Below are 26,080 nucleotides of genomic sequence, written 5' to 3'. Positions count from 1 at the left end.
AAAGAATAATAACGAAGTAACGAAACAGACGCCTATTCATTCAGGATTTGGTCCTCGAACGACGGCGAGTCATTATTCCAGCGCGTACACCAGAGAAAACTCAGGCTTCAGTTTCCAGTATTCCTGGAGTTGAATTAGAATCATTGGATCTTTTAGATCCATCCTCCATTGATGCATTCGCCCAACGCTTTCTTAATTCAAACCGTCCATTGCATATTCTTGTCGATAGCGCTGGGATAATGGCATCGCCGCTTGCGCGTGATAACCGCGGGTACAAATCCCAGTTTGCTACTAACCATTTGGGCATTTCCAATTAGCAGCTAGACTTTGGCAAGCTTTAGTCAAAGCAAAAGGGGCTAGAGTTGTATCTGTCTCGTCACGTGGACATGTGATTAGCGGCTTTGACTTCAAAGATCCCCATTTTGAAACTCGTGAATACGACAAATGGATTGCGTATGGTCAATCCAATTGAAAGTGATTCGAAGAAGACAAGGGCATCTGATAACAACGGATTCCCGCTGCGGCTCGGCTACGCCGAACCTTGGTCTGCCTGAAGCATTTCGGAGAAGTAGAATCAGAGGCAGACAACCCTGCGAGGATAAGTCTTCGACCCGCCGCTATGCGGCTTAAGCCTCTAGGGCTCGGGAATACAACAACGTTAGAAGAAATATCGGCGATTTATAACATGTGTGTGAGCAGTTCAAGAAGCAAATGTTAAAAAACTTATTACTTTGGTGTATACTGGATGTATAAGTATTTGGAGGTACCACTATGGATTTTGTTGAATTTCTCAAGTCAAAAAACCAGAATAAATTAGAAACGCTTAACGAAGTGATATAGAACATTGGATTTTACAACATCAGGTCTAACAGCTTGATGTTTTATTTTTTTGTAAGTAGTTCGAGGTAGGCCGATACATCTTCTAAGATCGTGTTCCCACTGCGGGGATTGATGAGATTTTTGATTGGATACATATAGAACGATTTGGAATGAGATTAGTAAAGAATATTGGTTCAGGTTATAAATTCATTATATTTGATATTGATTCTAAGGAATAAAAGCGAAGTGGCGGTACATTATCTACGCTGCGGTCTAACGGCCTTGGTCTGAGAGAGGGATTTCGAGGAAGCGTATTCAGAAGACAACCCTGCACGCCTAACCACGTTGCGGCAGGCCCAGTCGGGCCTTAAGTCGGTAAGACGTCGGGAACACAACAACGTTATCCGAAATTTCCTATAATGACTTTTTTAATGATCTTTAGCATTTCATGGAAGGAGAGAAAGATGACACAATGAAAGCAGTAATATTTGATATGGATGGAGTTATTATAGATTCTCATTCGGTTGCTTATCAACTTTTGCATGAAACAGCAAATAATTATGGCTGTAATCTTTCCATTGAAGAGATAAAGCGATGGGGGAGTTTAAGTTCACGTCAATATTGGCAAAAGGTTAAACAAGAATTCAAATTGTCACAAGATCTTTCTGAATTAATTAACACGTACGATGTAGATCGTGAAATAAGTTTGTATGGAGGAATTGGTTTAGTACCGGGTGTAAGATCGTTACTAGAAGACCTACAAGAAAATGAAATACATACCGCTTTAGCTACAAGTGCATCAAGAAAGAGAATGAACGCTGTATTGGATATCTTTAACATTGGTCGATTGTTTGATAAATGTCTTTGCGACGAGGATGTATCATTATCAAAACCGGATCCTGAAATATATGTAAATGCAAGTAGTAAATTAACCTTAAGACCAAGTGAATGTGTTGTAATTGAGGACTCCAATAACGGAAAAATTGCTGCCCAGAGGGCAGGAATGAAATGTATTGGATTTAAGGGCTTAAAACACGTAAATGAAGATATGAGTGGGTGTGAATTAATCATAGAAGATTTTGGAGAATTAGATACAGATAAGTTAAGGGCACTTTTCCAGTGATTCGAAGAAGATGCAACATCGGATAACACCATATCTACGTAGCGGTCTGAAGGCCTCGGTCTGCAAGAGGGATATCGAAGAAGTCGATTAAGTAGACAACCCTGCGTGCCTAAGTCCTGACGGACCCAGCCGCTTCCCTCCTTTAAGGCTCTCGGGTTTGCAAATACAACAACGTTAGCAGAAATTAATGTAAAGCGAGGATAACAACCATGAATGACATGTTTAGCTGTTACACGAGACGTCTCGTTTTCACAGGAGATTTAAGTAAAGATATACATACTTTCTTCAATTTTAATAATGATTTACGGACGTTAAATCATACATTAGAGGTTGCCGAGGAAGCTAATCGTATAGCCAATTTGTATGAAATTAAGCCTTCTAAGGTCGTATCTGCAGCTCTTTTACATGATATTAGTAACGTAATTCCAATCTCTACAATGCTGGAAATGGCCAAAAAACTGTCAATTGAAGTGCTTGAGGAAGAACAAAAATTTGATAGAAGCGTACATCAGAAATTATCAAAGTACATGGCTCAAGATATTTTTGGAATTACTGATGATGAGATATTAAATGCAATTGAAATTCATACAACCCATAAGCCAAACTCAAATATGACTGATAAGATATTATTTGTTTCTGATAAGATCTCGTGGAAATTACCTGGAGAACATCCTTACTTACAAGAAATGAGAGAAGAAGTAATTAAACTAGACATAGATAAGGCAATATTAATATATCTCAATCACATTTGGGACCAACGCAATATATTAAAACTTGTACACCCATGGCTAATTAAGGCGAGAAAAGAGATTTTGGAAGGTTATTCAAGAGGGCATTAACATCTGCTAGCAAGCTATTGAAGGAGAAAGGGGATTGTGAAATAGGCTAGTTGCAAAAAGGCTGCGCGGGGATATTCCTAATGCAGCCTTTTTTTGTGTGCGGAAAAGCGGATCTATGGATATGGGAGAAGATTCTAGCAGGTGTCTAGTCATGTCCAGATTCAGCTAATTTAGTTTAATAGTACTACTTGAATATCGTTTATAAAAAATGTGGATAATATGGATTCTTGCGGAAGTTTTAAGGTAAAATATGTTTATTAAATAATGTAGATTTATAAAGAGTTTTTAAAGTTGTTTTTAGAAATAGCAAAACATTACTAGAAAGTAGCTTTATGCAGATCAGTATCATTATATTGGCTCAGCAGGAAAAATTGTTGAAGCAATGCTTATCTAGAATCCGGTTGTACACAGAGGGTTCCTATGAATTAATTGTTATCAATGATGGAGCTTCACCAGAAATTGCCCGATGGTTGAATATGAGCGACGATATTAAGATCATAACCAATGCACAATATGTTGGCGTAGCCAGGGTTATAACCAAGGTGAGGCGATAGCGAGCGGGACTCGTTTGGTGTTCATCCGGGATCATATGGCTGTATCTGCGGGATGGCTGGGCAGCCTTGGTGCGTCTTTGGATAAATTCGGTGATTCAGCTTTAGTAGGTCCAGTAAGCAATGATATTAGTGGGAGGCAAAGAACTTCTTTTTATAGTGACAATATGGAGCAATTAAATAATGTTTCTAAAGGGTTAAGTGTTATGAACAAAGGTCGTTATCGAAGAGTGACGAGAATTATCAGTAATTTATTTATTATAAATAAGGGATTATTTCTGGAATTGGGAGGATTTGACGAAAGATTTGCCCTTGAAAGCTACGAGGACGATGACCTCTGTTATCGAGCTCTCCAAGCTGGATGTAGATTATATGTAGCCGAGGATTGCTTTGTCCAATATGTGGCACCACCTCCCTTGGTAAAGGAGGTTCCCAATTGGTATGCTCTGCAATTAGGCCGTAATAGAGCCATTGCATGGGATAATCTTACTGAAGCCTTATTTAATTGGAAGCAGCCAGTTACAGTAAGCTTATGTATGATCGTTACGAGTACTGCCTCACATGTAAGAACTAACTCGTAGCTGGAATTTAAATGAATCTTGGAGGAGGTTTCTAATGAAGACAAGCATTATAGTATTGGCTCAGCATTTTAGCATGGTTGGACAGTGTCTTGAGAGCATTCGGCGATCTACTACAGGCTCTTACGAATTAATTGTCGTAAACGATGGAGGCTCGGATGAAATAGCCGAGCTATTAAGCATGGACAAGAAAGGGATAACAACGATCACAGTACCAGAACGAAGTGGGGTAGCATCAGGCTACAATCTTGGCGCAGCCAATGCAAGTGGCGAACTGCTTGTGTTCTTGCGTGATAACATGACGGTCTCTAAGGGCTGGCTGAAGTCGTTAACCGGTTGTATGAAACGTTATCCAGATGCAGGAATGGTTGGTCCAGTAAGCAATGATGTCAGTGGAGAGCAGTGTATTCCCATTTCCTTACCCATTAGCAGTATGGGTCAGTTGAGTGCTGTAGCTAGAATGTTTATTAAGGAATATGCAGAACAAGTTCAAAAAGTGACAAGGCTTCTTAGTCAAATGCTAGCTGTTCGCCGGAATGTATACGACCAGCTAGGCGGGTTTGATGAGCGGTTCGGATTGGAATCGTTCGAGGATGATGACTTTTGTTATCATGCCATGCAGTCTGGTTATGGTTTGTATATAGCTAAGGATTGTTTCGTCCGCTATAGTAAACCTCCAGATTTGTTTCCGGAAGATCCCTATTGGTACGGAAAGTTGCTTCATGTCAATAAAGCGAAAGCGACCGAAAAATGGGGATTAGATATTTCACAAGCTTTGCTTAATTGGAAGAAACCGATAACGGTAAGTTTGTGCATGATTGTCAAAAATGAAGAGCAAACCCTTGAACGTTGCCTGTCCAGTGTTCGAGGGCTGGTTAATGAGATTATTATCGTAGACACGGGTTCGAATGACACCACGAAACAGATCGCGCAAATGTACACGGATCAAATATTCGATTTTGAATGGGTTAATGATTTTTCCAAAGCAAGAAACTACGCTTTCAGTAAGGCTACCCAAGAATATATCTTATGGCTGGATGCAGATGATGTGATCTTACCTGCAGATGCTGATAAATTAAAAGAGCTTATTGCCGAATTGGAATGGAATGTGGATTCTGTTTCGATGAACTATGTTCTTTCTCGTGATGAATATGGTAATGCGGTAACAAGCCTGCGTAGAAATCGACTGGTAAAACGGGAAAAGCATTTTCAATGGATAGGATACGTCCACGAATATTTACATGTGGCAGGAAACATCCAATATGCGGATATTAGTGTTACACATGACAGGATGCATGGCAACTCGGATCGCAATTTACATATTTATGAGAAGCATGAAGCGGCGGGCGAGATCTTTTCGTCACGTGATCTGTTCTATTATGCCAATGAGCTTGCTGATCACGGACTTTGGAAACCTGCGATTGAGAAATACGAGCAGTTTTTGCAACGGCCTGATTGTTGGGTAGAGGATCGAATACGAGCCTGCGGCCGTGCAGCAGACTGTGCAGCGGAGCTGGGGCAAGTAGATGGAGCAAAAGCCAAGGCTTTGCAATCGTTTGTCTATGCGCTGCCACGTGCAGAAATCTGCTGCCAGCTTGGATTTCTTTATATGAAGGAAGGTCAATATGAAGAAGCCATATTCTGGTACAAGCTGGCGACTGAGCTGAAGAAACCGACAGATAGCTTTGCGATGCTGCAGCATTCCAGTTGGACCTGGGTTCCACACCTACAGCTATGCGTATGCTTCGATAGGCTTGGGCAGCATGAAGAAGCCTTTCGCCACAATGAAAAGGCAGCCGGTTTTGTTCCGAATGAACCAAGTGTGCTTGCCAACAGAAAGTATTTTGAGAGCTTGGGCATTAGGTAATGAAATGTGTGTATATAGTGAGGAATCGCTGGTTTGAGGCAGAGCCTATAAAGGTAAGTGGTCTTACGGAAATGGTAGCGATAACGGCAAGCTCTGCGGATCATAATCTGGCACTAAAAAAAGATGGGTCAGTGTGGTCATGGGGTCGAACGAGGCTGGTCAATATATACTGGATAAGGGCTATTCCCATGGTAAAACATCTGCTACAGTTGCTGGATATAAAGGACGGGATTTGCTTACCCGAGCAGAAGCGATTCAGTTCGTCAGGAATGTCAAGGAAAAGGGAATGACGATTAAATAAATGACATTCCCAGAAATTCGGGATTTGTTGAAGGTGACAGGCTTTGTTGATTGTGAAATAACGGGTATCTTTAATTCTATTTCACAAGAAGAGAACCATATCCTTCAGGTCTTGGCTGTAAATTGCGGCCTTTTTTTTGTTATGTCTTTAGGTAATTTGAATTATTCTTGTTATAATTGAAGTGACTTGTCCATCTATAGTCCCGGTAGTGTTGAATTTTCGCCAAAAACAATCATTTTGTTACAAAATTTGATATAATGCACGATGACAATCAATTTCTGTCCACTTTTGTTTAGCAATTACATGAAGAGGATGACCCATATGAAATTAATGAAACATGTCCCTATAAAAACCTCTTTATTATTTCTTATTATCTTGATTCTTTTGAATATATCGTATTATATACATTCTAAAGAACTGCTAAATGAAAATCAAAGGGAAAAGATGACTTTGCTTTTTAACAGCATTAAAACGAATATTGAGCAAACTGCCGAAGGAGAGAAATTTGTTGAAGATATGATCGGTCACAATCTTCAAACTGCCGCTATCGCTGCAAAAATGAGATTAAACCCCGATATCAATCAAATAGACAATAAAGAACTGGTAGAGTTAAAAAAGATTATTGGTGTTGATGAGATAACTTTGTTTGTACAGTCCGGTGACGATATTATTGGAGCCAAATCTTCCGACCCTAAAGAAATTAATGTAAGCGCTAAAGGATGGGATACGATCTTTGTAGCATTTAAACAATTGTTTAACATGGAAGAGGTTAATGTCGGCATGGGACAAACCTTGACACATTTCTGGAGCGGCCCCATTGATACAGCAACAACGAACCCTGAACAATTGAACAAGTGGGGATATTATTACGATGGAACGACGAACTATCTCATTAATCCTTTTGTACATGACACGAGCTTTCGTAATTATCAACAAATTACAGGTATTGAGGACGTTATTAAAAAACTGATAAAGGATAACCAGGAAACGGCGTTGGAAGTATCCGTTTTGAACACGGACAAATTTCTGGAACGAAAACATCCTGTGATCAATCAGGCTCCGAGTAACTGGTTCTCGGAAAGGGAGGTTTTATTTGGGACTTATAGGTTCCGTGATCCTGAAGAAAAGAAATATGCCGAAACAGCTTTAGCCTTGGATAAGACCGTTTTCTACCAAACAGAATCTCAAGGGAAATCCATAACGAAATCGTTCACACCGTTACATATTGATAACATGAAATATAGCGGCTATGCTACCATTCCTTTGATTCAAATTACTTCTGATAATACCGAAATCGACAAAATTATTAACCAACAATTATGGAAAACCATTTGGTTTATGGGTTCGTGTACACTTGTTGCGTTAGCTATAATGGCTGCGACTTTATGGATTTTCAAAAGAAACAAGGAACTTGCTCTTCAGGATGTTCAAGAGGCTTATGTTGGAAATATTGAGACGTTATTTCAATCCGTCAGAGAGCAACGTCATGATTTTATCAATCATATTCAAACCATTCACGCCTTTTTGGCACTGAAGCATTATGATGATCTGCAAAAATACACCAATGATCTCGTAGGTGAGATTCGGGTAATCAATGAGTTGATCAATATTAATGATCCGGCACTGATTGCGCTCATGCAAGCCAAGATCACGCAAGCGGAGTCGCTTGATATTTTGTGTGAGTATGAATTCAAACATATGGACGAACTTAGGCTGAGTCCAATTAGAGCTACGGACATCGTCAAAATACTCAGCAACTTAATTGACAATGCCTTTGATGCAGTTATGGAAATAGAACATGAAAACCGGATTGTTGAAGTAATGGGCAGCATTTATAACAATCAGGTACAGTTCATTGTACGCAATACAGGCCCTGAAATTCCGGAAGCACTGCGCATCAAAATGTTTGAATCCGGATTTTCGACCAAATCCGGAGGGGGAAACAGCGGATTAGGGCTCCATATTGTCAAGCAGTTGGTTATCCGGTATAAAGGCTCCATTCAAGTTATGAGCGAAGAAGGTTCAACAGAATTCATTGTTTTGATTCCAATATTAAAGACATCATAAATTTACTGATATTGATGCTTTTCGACATCCGGCTCTACTGAGGCAGACGTGGATCACATCTCAGCTTCGTTGAATCGGATTGACTATATTGGTACAATAAGTATAATTATGGTAAGTTTTTTTCGGATATCTCAACGGAAAGAATCGGGCAGTTCCCCTACGGGAATCTGCCTTTTTTAATTACATAGATTGATTTTGATAATCATTGGAAGGGATTTTTTGGAAGATGTCGAAATATAGTGGAGGAAGCAATTATGATCGTTATCTGACGTTGGAGTGCAGAACGATTATGTATTTTATTACCATTTGGGGTTGAGGTCATTAATAAGAAGGAGCCATTATGACTAACATAGCTGCACGATTAATTCGTCAGAATGAATTAAGTGAACTTTTAAGATTATATAAACACATGCACGAACAAGACCCTGATTTAATTTTTGATAATAAACTTGAGGAACTTTGGAATGAAATATTGAATGACAAGTACATGAAGATCATTGTTGTGGAGAAAGATGGGACGATAATATCAACTTGTGTATTGACGATTATTAAAAACTTGACTAGGAATGCAAGACCTTACGGACTCATAGAGAATGTAGTAACACATAAAGAAAATAGGAAGAATGGGTATGCTCGAATGGCCTTAGATAAAGCAATTGAAATTGCTATCGAACATGAATGTTATAAGGTCATGCTGATGACAGGATCTAAGAGAGAAGAAATACACAAATTTTATGAGAAGAGCGGATTTATTAAAGGATTGAAAACAGGATTTATAAAGAAATTTGACTGATTTTGTGGGAGTACTCAGGTTAGAGGTGGCATCATATAACACCGTATCTACACGGCGGCCTGACGGCTTGGTCTGCCAAAGGGATTTCGAGGAAGCGTATTCAGCAGACATCCCTGCACAGCCTAACCGCGTCGCGGCCACTCATAAGGTGGTAGTTTCATGGAAGAATTAAAACCAATCGGAGTTGATCGATAATGTATGCTATAGAATTGTTCTTAGATTCTGATGTAGAGGGGTATGTTAGAAGAGTATGGACAGAATTGCATAATAAAAATATCTCCTCATTTATGTTCAACATTGAAGAATTAAGACCACATATAACATTAGCAGTATATAAAGAGTTGGATGATCTAGCGACATTCAAGAACAAATTTAAAGTACACTGCAATAACCATAAGAAATTGGATATAAAGCTTGATATGATTGGAACTTTTCCAACTTCAGGAACTTGTTTTCTGGCACCTACAATAACCAAAGAGCTATTGAATCTACACTCAGAATTCCATAAGAAATTTGAAGCGTATAGTCACTATGCCAATCCTTATTATACGCCAAATAATTGGGAACCACATTGTACACTAGCAACGAAGCTGACTCATGAGAAATTAGTAGAAACAATAAATTATTGCACTAAGGATTTTAAACCATTCAAAAGTACTATAACAGAAATAGGCATTGTGGAAATAACCTTCGAAGGAGATCAGTGTGTAAGCAGCCCAACAATATATTCAGAAAGATGTATGTAAGCAAAGTCAGAGAAGGCAGCAACCGCGTCCTATTAATGTGTCCAACAGCCTCCATTCTTTGAGTAACAGCATTATAGTATTACACAAAATTCTGTAGTTATTCTTGCGAGGATAACCTATCTTGGCAAGGATTTCTATACTCACACGTCGCAGGCTTAAATTAGCCAACATCTTATAAAGACGATGAGGGTCAGGTAAGCTGAAATTACAACTAAAATATGGAAGATCGACGGGCTGCAAAAGGCGACCAGAGGGAATAAGCCGTCTAACAGCACTTCCGCGATTATCGGCTCAGGGAGCCAGGGCAGTTGCTCAAACAGGTACATCAACAGGGTACCCTATAAAAAATCGTCGATGTTCGTAATAGTGGAGGAGGTGTGTATGTTCCTGATGGATATGTGGCAATATTTAAATAGGCGATGATCTGCTTGACAAAGAACAATAAGGCTTCGTAAGGTGATCCTTATCATTTAGTACCGGTCGCTTGGTTCATCCGGAACAGGGATTTGAACCGTAAACGTGCTGCCTTTTCCCAACGTGCTATCAACATTGATCGTCCCGTCGCTTAATCGGACAATCCACTTCGCAATAGAAAGCCCCAATCCATGTCCCAGTACAATTTTCGATCTTGATCTATCCTGCCGATAGAAACGATCGAAAATCCGCTCTTGATCCTTGGCATGGATCCCGATGCCTGTGTCCTTTACGACAATCGTTAAAAACTGATTCTGTTTTCGCTGATCCTTTCTTACCTTCACCTCCACACTTCCTCCGGCAGACGTATATTTAATGGCATTATCAATCAGAATCACGAGCAGCTGTGTTAACCATTGGATGTCTCCGTAGACGAGCAGTTTCTTCTGCATTTCCATTTGCAGCAAGACCTTATTGTCCGAAGCGATCGGCATAAGCGAACGTACAGCTTTCTCTGCAACAGGACGGAAATCAAACCATATAAGATTCAAAGTGACCTCATCAGAATCAGATCGAGCAAGACTAAGTAGCTCTGCGACTAACCGGGTCATCCGTTTCACTTCATCCTTCATGTCGTCCAACAGATTGCTTACAAACCCGTTTTCCTCGATTTGAACTTCCATTCTCAGCAATTCGATCGAAGATAACATCACACTTAAGGGAGTACGAAGCTCATGAGAGGCGTCAGCCAAAAATTCCCGTTGTCGAAAATAGACCTCAGAGACGGGAATCAAAGCACGATGAGACATCAAATAACTAATAAAGAGTGCTAAGAGGAAAAAGGAGAGCACAATACCACTGAGGACACGAATCAACCAATCGAAGAATATTGTAGTGTGTGAGAAATCCTTTCCAATGTAAAGCGATCCTACAAGCACGCCATCCACATAGATCGGTCTACTTGTGACCAGAAAATCGGCTTCTTGAGGTACGCTGTCTGAAATCCCCCCTTCTTTCGGAGGTTGGATGGAAATTTCCAGCGGTACTGTGACCACCTGATCATTTGCTGTCGAACCATTCTTCTCTATCCAAGACAAAACCTGCCACCTTATTTCCGGTTGTACCTCATCTCCCATGACGAACTTACCTTGATTATCCAACCAATAATAGAAAAATTGTTCGGTACTAAGCAGGAATAACTTAGAAGAGATTTGTTCAGATTTGTTTTCCTCAAGAATAGTCTGAATAAATTCGGTTTCGCTGCGAATAAGTATGCCCAGTCGCACTTTTTCATCTTTAAATATCGCGTAGTAAAGCAAACCGTAGACGATAACAACGAACAGGATGAGAAACAAAATAAGAAGCGCACTATATTGTAACGTTAATTTTCGTTGGGTACGCTGAAACATGCTGCCTTTCAGCCACTTAGCCATCGATTTTATATCCCACTCCTCTTACGCTTTGAATGAATTCCTTACCAAGCTTCTTGCGAATATGCTTTACCGTAGCGTCGACGATTTTTTCATTTACATCTGCACTCAAACCCCAGATTCGATCTAATAAGAGATCTCTAGTCAGCACACGGCCCGGGTTTTGCAGAAGAAAATCCATAAGTTGAAATTCACGCGGCGATAACTGGATCGCGTCCTTCTCATTACAACACACGGTCTGGTTGGAACGATTCAAGGACATTCCTTGTACGGTTATGACCTCATCCTGAAGCGGAGCGAAATTGCGTCGCTGCAACGTCCTCAATCTTGCGATAAGCTCTTCAAACTCAAAAGGTTTAATCAGATAATCATCTGCCCCTGATTCCAATCCTTCCACTTTATTTTCAAGCGTATCCTTTGCTGTCAGCATTAGAATGGCTCCTTCATACCCTTTGTTTCGCAGCTTTTTGCATGTTTGGATGCCGTCGCCGCCCGGCATCATCCAGTCGAGGATAATGACGTCATAAGTTGACGAAATTGCATACTCGTAGACATCTTCGCCTGTCGTCACCCAATCCGTCAAATAACCTTCTTTTTTCTTTAACATTTGACTAATTAGTTTGCCCAGTCGCGGGTCATCTTCCGCTAAAAGTATTTTCATTCTTCACCACCTATTTGGTTTACTGTCATTATTTTGCTTGGTTAAAGGTTCATTTATTCAAAAAAATAACCTGAAGGTCAGATGCATTAAATGGCATCAGTCCTGCAGGTCATGGTTAAAATATTATTTTAGAACGTTATGCGAACCTTATTGAAAATATTGTCCATTCTTGTTAATCTCTTTCTCAATTGCTTTTTTTGCAAGTTTTTCAAGGCTTGCGATCACATCACCTTTTAAATCGACGTCTTGATTTTTGCTGATCACTTCAATTGTCTTACCTTTATTCAATTGCTCTTTGAAATTGCTCTCCGACATATCAAGCTTATCGGCAACATTCTCTAAGTATCCACTCTTTTCAAAGTAAACTTTATCTGCCGCAGTCATGCTGTTTTTACCGCTCCATGATTGCTTAACCAAATCGGCAATTTTTTGTTTTTCTACCTTTAGGACGGCAGCAGTTACCTTCTCATCATCGATTCCTATAGATTCAGAAATGTCATCAATATCTTTTCCGCTTTTTACTTTCTGAATAATTTTACTAATATCCATATCTAGCAGTTTGGCTACTGCGGCTAATTTATAATTTCCGCCCATCGCAGGAGTCTTTCTTTCATCCATGTATTTTTGGGCTTGATCCTTATTTCCAGCTTTTCTTTGATTATATTGGTCTTGTGTCATTTTTCCTGCTTTAAAGTCTACATCCAACTGTTTGTCATTCGTTTCTAAGAGGGTGTCCCTCACTTTGTCTGGATTGACGTTTTTGTCTTTAGCCAAATCTGATAGCGATTTACCGGCTCCAAGTTTTTCATTTATCTCCTCTTTACTAAAACCAAGAACGTTCTGTAGTGAAGTATTTGCTGCTAATTGATCCAGGTTCCCATTCATTTGATTTATATTTTGGTTTTGGTTTACTTGAGTTTGATTTTGCTTGGTAGATTGAGAAGCAGGGGTGGCAGCAAAGGCGGAACTAGCAAAAACAAGAGACAAACCTAACGTTATTGGTAGTACCTTTTTCATTTTTGGACTCATATTCATTATCTTATCTCTCCTCATGGTGTTGTTTTTGTCGGCCTGACATCTATAACTATAAAGGAGTATAAAGAAAAAAAGTGACAATCGTTCTTATAGGTACATGGAAAAAAATGGATCTGGTGCGATGACGCTGTAGTTCCAGTTTTGTGCATGTCCCATATCAGGGCAGCCCTTCCCTAACCGCCTCTGCGATGTTGCGTAAATGATAAAAATGGCCCAAACCCGTTTGTAGATAGGGCTTAAGCCATCATGATGGCCTGTTGAGTAACCACTAAATGGTAGAAAAAGAGCCGCCAACTCGGTAAAATGTTTGTACCCCTACAAACTCCCGAAAGGTGGCGACTCCATGAAAAAGTCTACCACGATTCTTTCCATCCTTCAATCCGTTATAACGCCGGAGGAAGTCAAAACCGTTGTTCAAATTGCCGATTACGAAGACAAAGCTCGCAAGTTTACGGTGTACCATCTGCTTCAATATTGGTGTATGGCAGCATTCGGGGAGTGGGGTAGTTATCGATCTGGCGTCGACCACGCGGCTTCCATTGGCTAACCACATGTGCATGATTCCAGCTTTTCAGGTAGAGCTGCCGACGTTCCATTTTCGGTATTCAAAGCGTTATTTCACTTGCTTGTGAGCAAATGCAATCGATCGGAAAACAAGCAGAAAATTGGCGTTTCCTAAAGAGTTGCTTCTCATTGACTCTAAGACCGTAACGGTGTCGATCTAAAGAACGCCACCACGTAGTGGTCTTTTCAGGACTTTGAAGGTCGAGAAATCCAAGTCGTTACGGACTTGATGCAAGTCACCGCCGAGCAAATTGCACAGATGTACAAAGCTCGTTGGCAAATCGAGGTGTTTTTCCGCTGGATTAAGCAGCATCTGAATATTCCCACTTTGTTTGGCACATCATCTGTACGATCAACCCCAAACTCTTATCATATAGTTCTAAGTTGTATTTTTCGATTTAACGAACAACTTTAATGTGAATTGATTGAAGTTGGTTGTAAAAAGTGTTATTCTAACAACGGTAAACTCGAAATCTATGTTCTTCAATACATCTAATAATAGTCACTATTTTAGTTATAAAGAAAGGTAATACTATGATAAAAGTTGAAAACTTATCCTTCTCATTTCCGCAAAAAGAACTATATAAAAACATTTCATTTACGCTTGAAGAGGCACAACATTGCGCTTTTATAGGAACAAGTGGCAGTGGGAAAAGTACACTGATCGATATACTGATGGATCCAGAAAGATATTTGTTTGATGGCATGTTAGAGATGGACCCAACTTGCAAAATCGGGTATGTAAGTCAGTTCTCACAACCAGACAAAACTAAAGAAACAACTGTTTTCGAATATATCGGAGAAGAATTTATTAAGATTCAAAATGAAATACAATCTATTTGCACTGAAATGGAAACATCATCGGATATTGACTCGTTACTAGAAAAGTATCAATTAGCTTTAGACGCATTTGATTCAATTGGTGGGGATGATTTTGAAAGCAACATTAATAAGAAACTAAATCTAGCAAACCTCATGAAGCGAAAAGATCTTAGGGTATCCGACCTGAGTGGTGGGGAATTCAAACTTATTCAAGTGATGAAGGAAATGCTTAGTAGTCCAGACTTAATGATTATGGACGAACCAGATGTATTTTTAGACTTTGAAAACCTAAATGCGCTTAAAAATCTTATTAATTCTCACAAAGGAATATTGCTAGTTGTTACGCACAACCGATATCTATTGAATCATTGTTTCAACAAAATCATGCACCTTGAAAATATGGACATCCAAGAGTTTGATGGGCGATATATTGATTATAACTTCTCATTACTTCAAACTAAAATTGAGTTACAAGAACTCACAATCGCTGATGATGAAGAAATTGAGAGAAACGAGAACATAATCATTAATCTTAGAAATATCGCAACGTATAATTCAGAAGCATCTAGAGGGAAAGCGTTAAAAGCTAGAGTTAAATTTCAAGAAAGATTGGAAGCGCGCAGAATTAAAGCGCCATTTGTAGATATTAAGCAACCGAATATCAGTTTAGATATTGATAATGAAATTGAAGAAATCAATGTTTTAAATGTCAATAATTATAGTGTTGCCTTTGATGAGTTGCTTTTAGAAAATGTTAACTTTGAGATAAAATCTACTGATAAAGTAGCCCTTATCGGTCCAAACGGTACCGGGAAAACGACTTTACTCCGAGAAATCTTTAAAAATAATCATGATTCAATTGAAATAAATGCTGATGTCAAAGTGGCTTATTTATCTCAGCTTCAAGGCGAAATGCTAAAGGATTCTAATACAATACTAGAAGAATTCATCGATGCTGGATTTAAAACTTATGAAGAGATTAGATCATATATTTCAAACTATGGCTTTGAAGGAGAAATCGTTAATCAAAAGATAGAATTTTTATCTGGTGGAGAAAAAAATGTGCTTCAATTGGCTAAAGTTTCTGCCAGTAAAGCAAACGTATTGCTTCTTGATGAACCGACAAGTCATTTGGACACCTATACACAAATAGCACTGGAGAAAGCCATTGAAGACTATAAAGGTGCGATTCTCATGATTTCTCATGATTTCTATTCTGTGGTAAATGGTATGGATTATGTTTTAATCATTGACGATAAGACGATTAGAAAAATGACTATTCAAAAATTTAGAAAGATGATTTATGCTAGTCATTTTGATAGAGACTATTTGGAAACTGAACAAAAGAAAAAATCAGTTGAAACGAAAATAGAATTGGCTTTAAAAGATACTAATTTTGAACTTGCAAAAGTATTGCTTGATGAGCTAGAAGAACTGATTAAGTTGCTTTAAATCATAACCCCTCTGATTGAAATGATTACAAGAGTCAATTTATTGTACTGGGAATTACGGCTACTCCGGATCGAGGCCACTGAAAAACTCCATAAAATCAAACAGGCAACCTTTGCGCAATCTATTGTGCGAAAGTTGCCTGTTTTCTTGTGCCACGACAATGGATGGAATACGATCGACCCGATCTGCCTATTCAAATACTTGTTGCTAAAATCGATCTTTGATTTGTCAGATATCGATATCGTGGAACGCTCCAGATACGATATGTCCTTTAAATACTTCCTGAACATGGCTCCTGAAGATAACGTGATGAATCCGAGCTCGCTTACGAAATTTCGTAAACTTCGATTAAAAGATGTAAACCTGCTCGATCTGCTGATCAATAAAACGGTTGAAATTGCGATGAAACGATGAAGGCAAAATTCCCGCCAAAGACGACTACGGATTCAATCGAGGACGAACTTGACTATAGCCCAAAATTAATCGATATCATTGAAAAAGAAGAGGCGATTCGTGAATACCCGAAAGTAAAAGAGGAGCTGAATTTTTTAAAAGAAGTCGTAGAAGACCATCATGAACAGCTTCAACTGTCGAACGACCCTGATGCACGGGTTGGGCATAAAACAGCTGACTCCTCATTTTTTGTATGTTATGCAAAGCTGGACACATGGCCATTCAAAGAGCACGTACGGGAAAAAAAGGAACCAATAAGAATCAAAAGCATACCTATTATTTTGATATTGAAACGTGCAAGAGCTGTCCGTTCAAAGCCGGCTGCTACTAAGAAGGGGCTAAAAGCAAGACCTATTCGGTGGCGATTAAATCAGGCGAACACCAAGGGCAGATGCAGTTTCAAGAAAGTGAATATTTCAAAGAAAAATCAAAAGAGCGCTATAAAACTGAAGTGAAAAATAGTGAATTAAAGCATAGACACGGGTACGATGTAGCGTCCTCCTCGGGTCTTATTGGCATGCAGATGCAAGGGGCAATGGCCATATTCGCCGTTAACCTCAAACGAATATTGAAATTAATGGATTAAAATATACCCTACGAGGCTCTAAAACTTAATCAAAAAAGACGATTTCCAATTAAAAATCGATTTGAAAGTCGTCTTTTTTTCGAAAACCACCAAAAGTCCTAAGTTTATCAGTGGCCTCGTATTGCACAGGGGTCATCTTTTTTAATCCCCATTGATGTCGATTATCTTTGATACCCTATTCAGTTAAAGTATCGGCCTTGCATATGATTAAAGCACTTTATTTGACCTAACCAAAGGCTTCGATGTGATCACCTCTATCCTTTAAAGCCCCTTGGTACAACAGTACAGGGAGATCCGGATTGTTCGGAACTGTCCTGTCATCCTCAAAATAAAAACAGTCAAGCTCAAACGATCCATATAATTGCTCCTCCTTTAAATGGGCTGATAAAACTATGGTAGGTATACCATTATTCCCTTCATTTGAATAGCTTCGTTGTATCATCTCTATGCGCTAGCGTAATTTTTTGTTATAAAGTTGAAAAACAGAAGTATACATTGGCGGAAGCACGCAAAGGCGTTTGCGCGTCCCCGAAAAATATATTTGCGGTTACCAAAATTGATTTATCGTTTACTATAACTAAAGAAATACTACTTATGAACTATATTCGTTAAACTAAATTTAACAAAAAGTAGTAATAAAGGTTCATCGGCTAGATTAGAATGGCAATTCATTTTTGGGATGATTGGAAGGTGATTTGGTGGAGGCGTTACAGGCGCATCAATATATCGTTGTTGAATTGGGTCATGAGAAATATGCATTAAAGATTTCTGAAATTTATGAAATTATCAAGCTTCAGAAAATTACGGCCGTTCCTAATAACAAATCGTTTCTAGAAGGAGTCACAAATCTGCGAGGCAAAATCGTACCTATCATCAGCTTACGCAAACGCTTTGGGTTGGAAAGCAGCAAAAAAAGAAAAGGTGAACGAATAGTTGTCGTTCAATACAAGGAGGAAATGATTGGCGTCATTGTTGATGGTGTCAGCCAGGTTACGCGGTTTACGGATATTCAGTCTTCCGAGGACATCGTTTCGGGCTTCGATGGTTATTATTTCTCCGGGATCGGCCATTCGGAAGAGGGTTTAATTAGTATTTTAGATGTTGAACACATTTTAGATGGAATGGAGGTGAATGAGCGATGAACCGATCAGAATTGATGCAGGCTTTTCTGGCCGAGGTAGATGAACAGCTTCAGCAATTGGAGCAGGACATCTTGCATCTAGAGCAAGAGGGTGAGTCGGATCGTGTTATTCAAAATATTTTTCGAACCGCCCACACGCTAAAAGGCTCTTCTGCGGCTATGGGCTTTCAGGGAATGAAGAGCCTAACCCATGAGATGGAGAATGTGTTGGATAAGATTCGCAATCGGAAGCTGCTTATCACCCCTCAAGCTGTCGATATATTGTTTGAATGCTTGGACTGCCTAGGTGTACTGAAACGAGAAATTGAAACCATCGGAACTGCGAACACGGATACGAGTGATATCGTACTCAAGCTACGGCAGCTCGCAGACGGTTCCTTGGCTCCCAAAGTAAGCCAGTCCTTCATATGTCAAGTAGTCATCTCGCCTGTCTGTGAGATGAAAACCGCACGTGCCTATATTGTTTATAATGAATTGCTGGAATACGGAAAGGTGCTTTCTACCGAACCCAACATTCATGACATAGTGGATGAGAACAATATCGAGTGCATCACCTACGTTATCGAGTCGGATTTAAATGCCGAATTGCTTGAGAGCAAAATCCGCGGGTTGCTGGATATTGAGCAGGTCACCTGCTACCCTGCTAATTCAAAACCCCAGAATGTACTTGCTCCAGTGAGTTTAGAACTGATGTCTATGTTGTCAGAAACAAGCGAGCTGCAAGCAATATCCTCCAAGAAAGAAGAGGAAGGCTATCGCAAAAGTGGGCAAACGATCAGAGTGGATGTCGAGAGGCTAGAGACCTTGATGAACTTAGTCGGGGAGCTCGTGATCGATCAAACACGAATTAGTCAGGTGAGCGGAGTTCTCCGGGATAAGTATAATTCCGAAGAGGCGCTTGACGATTTGGAGCAAGTATCGAATCATATTACAAGAGTGATAAGCGAGCTTCAAGAATCAGTAATGAAGACACGCATGTTACCAATTGAGCAGTTGTTCAATCGTTTTCCAAGGATGGTTCGTGATTTGTCACAAACATTAGGCAAGGATATTGAGCTTCTTATTTCCGGGAAAGAGACGGAGCTTGATCGGACAGTCATTGAAGAGATTGGTGATCCTTTGATCCACTTAATTCGTAATTCCGTAGATCATGGCATCGAATCAAAGGAAGTGCGGCACCAAGCGGGAAAGCCGGTGAAGGGTACTGTGAGGATGTCAGCCTCCCATCAAGAAAACCAGGTGGTCATCACGGTGGAGGACGACGGAGGTGGGATTCGCGCTGATAAAATGAGGGATTCCGCTGTTGAAAAAGGTGTGATCAGCACACAAATGGCTGAAGGGTTAAGTGACAAAGAGAGTGTTCAGCTTATCTTCGAGCCTGGCTTTTCCACTGCTTCTGAAATTAGTGACGTTTCTGGCCGTGGTGTGGGCATGGATATTGTCCGAAGCCATATCGAGAAGCTTAATGGCTTAATTGATGTGGATACACGACCGGGTGAGGGAACGAAATTCACCATTAAGCTCCCTTTGACCTTAGCCATTTTGCGTGGATTATTGATTAAATTGAATGAGCTTACCTACGCTCTACCGATGAGCAGTGTTATAGAAATTGTTCGCATTCCCCATAATGAAATTCACTCCGTTAAGAGCCAGGCTGTAGTGAAATTCAGGGAGAAGGCGCTCCCGATCTTATGGCTCCACGATCATTTCGCCATTCCTAGAAACAAACGGAAATCCGAGAATGTGTTTCTGGTTGTGGTAGGAGCTGGTGAGAAAAGACTTGGGTTGATTGTGGACGAATTAATTGGCAATCAAGAGATTGTGGTGAAATCGATAGGCTCCTACATTGGTAAAGTCGAAGGCGTGTCGGGAGCGACGATTCTTGGGGATGGAAGTGTGGCATTGATTCTTGATATTACTGGCATATTGAAGCTGGCATCTGTACAGGAAAGTGCCTTACACGAAAGGGAGGAAGTTTTAATCGCGAAGGTTGTATGAAAGGAGGGATCGTATGGCGAAAGGTATTGAGCAATTGGTTACCCTGCGAGTAGATGGGGAGCATTTCGGAATACCTATTACGCAAGTCTATGAAATTATTTTTGTGTCGAAGCTAACTGGAATCGCGAGGGCACCTAGGTCAATCATCGGTGTCATCAATTTGCGAGGCCAAATCATACCCGTAATCGATTTAAGGCTACTATTCGACAAGCCTAAGGCGGAACCGACGAAACGTCAGCGTATTGTTGTTACACAATCACAAGGGAAAATCATCGGTTTATTGGTAGATGAGGTTACTGAGGTACTGCGAATTCTAGAGGGCAATCTGGAGGCAGCACCTGATACTTTAATGACTACATATACATCCTACATCGATTCCATCTATAAGCTGGAAGACCGTATCGTGGTACTGCTGCAGATGGATCAATTGTTAATTAATTCTGAAATGGATTTCATTCACAGCGCGTTATAACGCGACTTATAGGAGGAACAATTAATGGTTATGAAGCAAACTTTAGGCATGAAGTTAATGAGGCGTTCAAGTGAGTATAAACTATGGATCGCTCAATCGTTAAGGGATTCCTCGACACTGGAGAGCCACTTAAAGGATCTTGGTAGCATTACACAGCAAATTGCTGAAGGGACATCGCAACAGGCGGCATCACTTGGTAAGGGCAGCTCGGTGGCACGTGAGCTTACAGCTTCCATTAATGGAGTAAATCGTAATGCCCAAAATTTATCCGCTTCGGCGAAAGAAGCAACGGATACGATTAATGAGCTTGTCGCTTCGGTGCAGCAGGTTTCGGGCAATGCGGAAAAAACAACAGAATCGGTTGAGCAAATATCTGCCTCGGTTGAGGAAATCAGTAAATCGGTAAAGGGTGTGGCCATCAATGCTGAAAGCTTGACTGGCTCAGCGGAAGAAATGTCTGCCTCGATCCAAGAGATGGTAGCCTCCGTCCAACAGGTAGCAGGCAATGCGGAGAGTACGGCCAGCTTCGTCGAGCAAATCTCCGCCTCTATCGATCAAGTTTCTAAGTCAGTGGTAAGCGTTAAGGATAACGCTGAAAGTTTAACAGCTTCGGCCGATGAGACTGCAGCAGCGATTCAAGAGACCGTTGCCTCCATTCAACAGGTCGCAGGAAATGCAGAAAGCACGGTAAGCTCGATTGAACAAATTTCCGCAGCACTCGAAGAAATGGGTAAATCGATTCAAGGAGTGTCCGATAATGCAGAAAGCTTGAAGGCGTCGTCCGAAGAAACCGCAGCGGCTATTCAAGAAACCGTTGCTTCGATCCAGCAGGTGGCAGGGAACGCATCCAGCTCTGCCAGCTCGGTCGAACAAATCTCTGTTTCCATCGAACAATTAGGCAGCTCAGTGAAAGGCGTAGCTGGCAACGCCGCAAGTTTAACAGCAACCTCTGAAGAAATGGCATCTGCCATTCAAGAGATGGTAGCCTCCGTTCAACAGGTAGCAGGCAATTCGGAGAGCACTGCGAGTTCAGTTGAGCAGGTGTCCGCTTCCATTGAGCAAATGGGTAAATCGATCAAAGGCGTAGCGGACAATGCTACCAACTTATCGGGTTCTGCTGAAGAAACCAGCAAAGCGGTAATTGAGCTTGCCGCTTCGATCCAACAGGTGGCGGGAAATTCGCAAAGTACCGCAGGCTCAGTCGAGCAAATGTCCGCCTCAATTGAACAAATGGGCAAATCGATCAAAGGCGTAGCTGGTAATGCCGAGAATCTTACCGCATCAGCCATGGAAACCACCGCCGCTATTGAAGAAATGGTTGTATCTATTCAACAAGTAGCTGGCAACGCAGAAAGTACAGCGAGCTCTGTTGAACAAGTGTCCGCTGCTATTGAGCAGATGGGCAAGTCGGTTCGCAGTGTCTCCGTTAATGCGGATGAGCTACAGAAGACTACTTCGAATACGTCAGCAGCCATTCAGCAAATGGCTGTATCGATTGAGCAGGTTTCCAAAAATGCACAAACGGTAAATGGTTTGTCTGAAAAGGTGCAAACGGATGCTTTAGACGGCCAGAAGGCGATCAACCAGTCTATGAACGGAATGAAAGAAATCGGAGAAGTAGTCATGCAAGCAGCGGGTGTTATGAATAATCTGGGAAAGAGCTCTGAAGAGATAGGCAGCATCATTGAAGTGATTAATGATATCGCAGAACAAACGAATCTTCTGGCTTTGAATGCAGCCATTGAGGCTGCAAGGGCAGGTGAGCATGGCAAAGGCTTTGCTGTAGTTGCCGATGAGGTTCGTAAGCTTGCCGAGAGGAGTGCAAAAGCAACAAAGGAAATCGCACTCTTGATCAAAGGTATCCAGGGCGAAACAGATGCTGCGATTAAGGCCATTCAAGTAGGTAATGAAAAGGTTGAGCAAGGAAATCGATTGGCGGATGAAACAGGCAGGGCTATTGATAAAATCGTGACTGGCGTCCAAGGAATTACCATAGAAATTCGTCAAGTGATGACAGCAACCGTAGAGCAGACAAAAGGCAGCGAACAGTTGGTAAAGTCTGTGGAAATATTGACAAGTCAGACTGAAATGGTGACACTAGCTACCAAAGAACAAGCGCTTGGTGTTGATGATATTCTAAAAGGTGTAGGCAACGCCAGGGAGCAGATGCGTCAAGTAACCAAGGCCACTATTGAGCAAGTGAAGCAATCCAAAGACATTGTTAGGTCAGTTCAAGCTGTGACAGCACAGTCCGAACGTGTAACCATTGCTGTCCGTGAACAAGCAATTGGCGTTGAGGAAATTATTAAAGGTGTGGCCAATGCACGCGAACAGGTGCGTCAAGTTACAGTGGCGACAGGCGAGCAAGCCAAGCAGGGGAAGGAAATCGCGATTTCTGTCGAAAATGTAACAAGGCAAGCTACGATGGTTACACTAGCGGTTAAAGAGCAATCCGCGGGTGTTGAAGAAATTATTATCGGGATTGCAAATGCAAGGGAGCAGGTTCGCCAAGTAACATATGCGACAGGCGAGCAGGCCAAGCAGGGAAAGGAAATCATTCGTACTGTGGTCAGTGTAAGAGATCAAGCGGCACTTGTCTCGGTGGCGATGAAGGAACAAACCCTGCAAGTAGAAGAAGTTATCAAGGGTATTGTAAATGCAAGAGAGCAAGTACGCCAAGTGACAATAGCCGCCAGTGAGCAGGCGAAGCAGGGACAGGATATTGTTCGTTCCGTTGAGAACGTAGCGAAGCAAGCAGCGATGGTTACCCTCGCCGTTAAAGAGCAAGCTGCCGGAGTTGAGGAAATTATTCAAGGCATCGTCAATGCGAGAGAACAGGTAAGACAAATAACAGTGGCAACTGGTGAACAGTCCAAGCAAGGAAAAGACATCGTTCGAGCAGCGGATAACGTATCAAAGCAAGCAGCAATGGTCACACAGGCTGTAAAGGAACAAGTTATCGGGATTGAAGAAATAGCCAAAGGAATTGTCAGTGCGCGTGATCAGGTTCGTCAGGTGACCACGGCTACAATTGAGCAGGCGAAGCAAGGCAAAGAAATCGTGCGTTCCGTAGAAGTCGTAGCTAAGCAATCATTGATGGTTACCCAGGCAGCGAAGGAACAAGTGACAGCATTCGAGGAAGTTGTGAGAGGTGTCATCAATGCGCGGGAACAGATGCATCAAGTAACGACTGCAACGCGGGAACAGTCACAGCACGGAAAAATCATTGTGAAGACGATGCAGGGTGTCACGCAGCAAGCCTTGGAGGTAAATGATTCGATCAACCAGCAAGCAAGTGAAATGAAAAATCTGGACTTCTCTCTCTCCGAAACGGATCGTATTGTGCAGCAGAACATTCGAGATGTCCAACGTACGGTAGTAACCACAAAGGTCCTTACCGAACAAGCCATTATGATTAAGAATGCTTTCATTGCACTTCAATAAAGTTCTAAAGGAGAGAGAAGTCATGGGTGAACAACAATCAAATTTGCATGATGATGAACAGAATCCCGTATTATTGGAGCTGTCAGCAATGATTCATAAGTACTGCGGAATCAAGTACGACGACAATTTGTTTTCGCTTAACTCGAAGGTGCAGCAAAGGCTGGGAGCCTTGCAGGTATCCCTTAGAGACTATCTGCTGTATTTGGAGGCGACTCCGGGAGAATGGGATACGCTAGTAGAATCGATTACAATTAACGAAACCTATTTTTTTCGGGAAGAGATGCAAATGCAAGAGATGATGAACAATGTACTTCCGAAGCTGGCAGCTAACGATTCGATTCGAATTTGGAGTGCGGCTTGCTCAACAGGAGAGGAGCCTTATACGATTGCGATGTCCATCGCTAATTCCCATGTAATTCCCCTTTCCAAGGTTGAAATTTACGCAACAGATATTAACAGAAAGGTGCTTCAACTGGCGGAACAAGGTTGGTATAGTAAAACCTCTATGTGCTTCCGGCGAACGCCGCAGGAGATGAAGAACAAGTTCTTCATTAAGGATGAGTTGGGCTATCGATTACGCGACAGCATCCGTGAACGTGTGCAATTCAGCCACATCAATCTAACTGATGAGGATCGCAAGGCTTCCTCTCAGGATCGGCCTTTAATGGATGTTATTTTTTGCCGAAATGTATTGATCTACTTTGACCAGCCGACAGTTCGCCAAGTCATTCAGCATTTATCACAATGGTTGAAGCCTGGCGGGTATTTATTTCTTGGGCACGCGGAGACTATAACTGGAATGATTGAGGAATTTCAGACCATAAATACGGCAACAACACACTATTATCGAAAGAGTGGGGGTTCTCAATGAAACAATACGGTGTTTTGATCGTTGATGACTCAGCTTTCATGAGACGTGCCGTCAGTTTATTGTTCGAAAAGGATCCAGCTTTCTATATTGTGGGCATTGCCAGAAATGGCATTGAAGCCATTGAGAAGCTCCAAAGGTTTAAGCCAGATGTCATCACAATGGACGTAGAAATGCCGGGCATGGGCGGTATTGAAGCACTTGAGTTGATCATGAAAGAGCACCCCGTTCCTGTAGTTATGTTAAGCAGCCAAACCGGCGAGGGGACACAAGCAACCATTCAAGCTCTACAGCTGGGGGCAATTGATTTTTTTCTGAAGGAATCCCTCATTCACGAGTCATTAGACAGCTTGGTATTAAACGACTTTTTGGAAAGAATGAAGATTGCAGCTACAGCCAAAATTGCAAACCGATCTATCCAAGAAACCGTGGTGGATTCACCCATCTTGAGAGAAGGCCATAGTTTAAATCCCTCTTACGATTTATTGGTTATTGGCTGCTCAACCGGGGGGCCGTCAGCATTACAGACAATCTTGCCACGGTTTTCCCCTGATTTTAATGCTAGCATCATCGTGATTCAGCACATGCCCCCGGGATTTACGGGTCCGCTCGCCGAAAGATTTAATAATATTTGTCAGATGCGTGTAAGGGAGGCGCAGGATGGAGATCTATTACAGCCAGGGACGATTTATATTGCCCCTTCCGGGTACCAGACATTGATTCGTAAATGGCCGGACGGTAGTAAGACCCTTAAGGTGACGGAGGAGCCAGTTATGCTATATAAACCGTCGGTAAACGTCACATTAGAATCCGCAGCACCTATCTTTGAAGATAAGCTACTGGCAGTGGTTCTGACCGGGATGGGGAACGATGGGTTGGAAGGCTGTCGGATGGTTCGTAAACATCAGGGGCGCATACTTGTAGAGGCAGAAGAATCATGCATTGTCTATGGCATGCCGAAGGTTATTTTTGAAGCAGGGTTGGCTGACAGGCAAGTAGCGCTTCCTCGCATATACCAACACATATTGTCGTTTATGTGAGTGGAAGGGTGTAGGG

General features: G+C 41.4%; 23 protein-coding genes and 3 pseudogenes. 23 read left to right on the top strand and 3 right to left on the bottom strand.

Translation table 11 applies throughout. The annotated features are described in order from the left end of the window. The first annotated feature begins 47 nt into the window (after positions 1–47). The 13 genes and pseudogenes from G9U52_RS40195 to G9U52_RS23655 all read left to right on the top strand — a co-directional run bounded on the left by G9U52_RS40195 (position 48) and on the right by G9U52_RS23655 (position 9,684). Positions 48–317 (top strand): SDR family NAD(P)-dependent oxidoreductase, encoded by a 270-nt coding sequence (locus G9U52_RS40195; RefSeq protein WP_243767516.1) that lies wholly within the window; start codon positions 48–50, stop codon positions 315–317. Between the two features lie 974 nt (positions 318–1,291). Beyond that, positions 1,292–1,942 (top strand): HAD family hydrolase, encoded by a 651-nt coding sequence (locus G9U52_RS23700; protein WP_166153121.1) that lies wholly within the window; start codon positions 1,292–1,294, stop codon positions 1,940–1,942. A gap of 209 nt (positions 1,943–2,151) precedes the next feature. Next, positions 2,152–2,781: a bis(5'-nucleosyl)-tetraphosphatase (symmetrical) YqeK gene (yqeK, locus tag G9U52_RS23695; RefSeq protein ID WP_166153120.1), complete on the top strand. Its 630-nt coding sequence runs from the start codon at positions 2,152–2,154 to the stop codon at positions 2,779–2,781. A 332-nt stretch (positions 2,782–3,113) separates the two neighbouring features. Then, a complete protein-coding gene (locus G9U52_RS23690; RefSeq protein ID WP_166153119.1) occupies positions 3,114–3,335 on the top strand; it encodes a glycosyltransferase family 2 protein in 222 nt (73 codons plus the stop codon). A 17-nt stretch (positions 3,336–3,352) separates the two neighbouring features. After that, a complete protein-coding gene (locus G9U52_RS23685; protein WP_166153118.1) occupies positions 3,353–3,913 on the top strand; it encodes a glycosyltransferase family 2 protein in 561 nt (186 codons plus the stop codon). A gap of 34 nt (positions 3,914–3,947) precedes the next feature. Continuing rightward, positions 3,948–4,583, top strand: a pseudogene (locus G9U52_RS40190) (glycosyltransferase); the annotation flags it as partial. Between the two features lie 141 nt (positions 4,584–4,724). After that, positions 4,725–5,777, top strand: coding sequence for a glycosyltransferase family 2 protein (locus G9U52_RS40185; RefSeq protein WP_243767525.1), 1,053 nt, complete (start codon positions 4,725–4,727; stop codon positions 5,775–5,777). Next, positions 5,777–5,899: pseudogene (locus G9U52_RS41780) on the top strand (hypothetical protein); the annotation flags it as partial. The gene G9U52_RS40185 and the pseudogene G9U52_RS41780, both read left to right, overlap by 1 nt. Before the next feature lie 17 nt (positions 5,900–5,916). Then, positions 5,917–6,078 (top strand): hypothetical protein, encoded by a 162-nt coding sequence (locus tag G9U52_RS23675; RefSeq protein WP_166153116.1) that lies wholly within the window; start codon positions 5,917–5,919, stop codon positions 6,076–6,078. A 444-nt stretch (positions 6,079–6,522) separates the two neighbouring features. After that, entirely contained in the window at positions 6,523–8,145 is a 1,623-nt protein-coding gene (locus tag G9U52_RS23670) for a sensor histidine kinase (protein ID WP_207953160.1), read from the top strand. 340 nt (positions 8,146–8,485) lie between these two features. Continuing rightward, positions 8,486–8,938, top strand: a complete 453-nt coding sequence (locus G9U52_RS23665; RefSeq protein ID WP_166153114.1) for a GNAT family N-acetyltransferase — start codon at positions 8,486–8,488, stop codon at positions 8,936–8,938. 25 nt (positions 8,939–8,963) lie between these two features. Continuing rightward, entirely contained in the window at positions 8,964–9,110 is a 147-nt protein-coding gene (locus G9U52_RS23660) for a hypothetical protein (RefSeq protein ID WP_166153113.1), read from the top strand. Positions 9,111–9,132: 22 nt separating this feature from the next. After that, entirely contained in the window at positions 9,133–9,684 is a 552-nt protein-coding gene (locus G9U52_RS23655; protein ID WP_166153112.1) for a 2'-5' RNA ligase family protein, read from the top strand. Between the two features lie 470 nt (positions 9,685–10,154). On the opposite strand, the gene G9U52_RS23650 is transcribed toward G9U52_RS23655, so the two are convergent. The 3 genes from G9U52_RS23650 to G9U52_RS23640 all read right to left on the bottom strand — a co-directional run bounded on the left by G9U52_RS23650 (position 10,155) and on the right by G9U52_RS23640 (position 13,224). Next, the gene (locus G9U52_RS23650) at positions 10,155–11,531 is read right to left on the bottom strand and encodes a sensor histidine kinase (protein ID WP_166153111.1); all 1,377 of its coding nucleotides are present in this window, start codon (positions 11,529–11,531) and stop codon (positions 10,155–10,157) included. Next, entirely contained in the window at positions 11,524–12,189 is a 666-nt protein-coding gene (locus G9U52_RS23645) for a response regulator transcription factor (protein ID WP_166153110.1), read from the bottom strand. The genes G9U52_RS23650 and G9U52_RS23645 overlap by 8 nt, the downstream gene beginning before the upstream one ends. A 147-nt stretch (positions 12,190–12,336) precedes the next feature. Beyond that, on the bottom strand, positions 12,337–13,224 hold the full coding sequence (locus G9U52_RS23640) for a hypothetical protein (protein ID WP_166153109.1): 888 nt from the start codon (positions 13,222–13,224) through the stop codon (positions 12,337–12,339). A gap of 343 nt (positions 13,225–13,567) precedes the next feature. On the opposite strand from G9U52_RS23640, the gene G9U52_RS23635 reads away from it, so the two are divergent. The 10 genes and pseudogenes from G9U52_RS23635 (at position 13,568) to G9U52_RS23590 (ending at position 26,064) form a co-directional block, all read left to right on the top strand. Beyond that, positions 13,568–13,771, top strand: coding sequence for a hypothetical protein (locus tag G9U52_RS23635; protein WP_166153108.1), 204 nt, complete (start codon positions 13,568–13,570; stop codon positions 13,769–13,771). 243 nt (positions 13,772–14,014) lie between these two features. After that, the gene (locus G9U52_RS23630; protein ID WP_166153107.1) at positions 14,015–14,203 is read left to right on the top strand and encodes a transposase; all 189 of its coding nucleotides are present in this window, start codon (positions 14,015–14,017) and stop codon (positions 14,201–14,203) included. Positions 14,204–14,322: 119 nt separating this feature from the next. Then, positions 14,323–16,062, top strand: a complete 1,740-nt coding sequence (locus G9U52_RS23625; protein WP_166153106.1) for an ABC-F family ATP-binding cassette domain-containing protein — start codon at positions 14,323–14,325, stop codon at positions 16,060–16,062. Positions 16,063–16,083: 21 nt separating this feature from the next. After that, positions 16,084–17,101: pseudogene (locus G9U52_RS23620) on the top strand (transposase). Positions 17,102–17,784: 683 nt separating this feature from the next. Then, entirely contained in the window at positions 17,785–18,243 is a 459-nt protein-coding gene (locus G9U52_RS23615; protein ID WP_243767515.1) for a chemotaxis protein CheW, read from the top strand. After that, positions 18,240–20,240: a chemotaxis protein CheA gene (locus G9U52_RS23610; protein WP_166153105.1), complete on the top strand. Its 2,001-nt coding sequence runs from the start codon at positions 18,240–18,242 to the stop codon at positions 20,238–20,240. The genes G9U52_RS23615 and G9U52_RS23610 overlap by 4 nt, the downstream gene beginning before the upstream one ends. A gap of 13 nt (positions 20,241–20,253) precedes the next feature. Next, positions 20,254–20,712 carry a chemotaxis protein CheW gene (locus tag G9U52_RS23605; protein WP_166153104.1) on the top strand — a complete coding sequence of 153 codons (459 nt, stop codon included), beginning with the start codon at positions 20,254–20,256 and terminating at the stop codon, positions 20,710–20,712. Positions 20,713–20,736: 24 nt separating this feature from the next. Further along, positions 20,737–24,156: a methyl-accepting chemotaxis protein gene (locus tag G9U52_RS23600; protein ID WP_243767514.1), complete on the top strand. Its 3,420-nt coding sequence runs from the start codon at positions 20,737–20,739 to the stop codon at positions 24,154–24,156. Between the two features lie 22 nt (positions 24,157–24,178). Continuing rightward, positions 24,179–25,027, top strand: a complete 849-nt coding sequence (locus G9U52_RS23595) for a CheR family methyltransferase (RefSeq protein WP_243767513.1) — start codon at positions 24,179–24,181, stop codon at positions 25,025–25,027. Further along, complete coding sequence (locus tag G9U52_RS23590; protein ID WP_166153103.1) at positions 25,024–26,064, top strand: protein-glutamate methylesterase/protein-glutamine glutaminase; 1,041 nt, start codon at positions 25,024–25,026, stop codon at positions 26,062–26,064. The genes G9U52_RS23595 and G9U52_RS23590 overlap by 4 nt, the downstream gene beginning before the upstream one ends. Positions 26,065–26,080 lie beyond the last annotated feature (16 nt).

This window comes from Paenibacillus agricola, from assembly GCF_011440305.1.
GTDB classification, from domain to species: Bacteria; Bacillota; Bacilli; order Paenibacillales; family NBRC-103111; genus Paenibacillus_S; species Paenibacillus_S agricola.
Note: the sequence above shows the minus strand (reverse complement) of the source record. Positions and strands in the feature narration are given on the sequence as shown.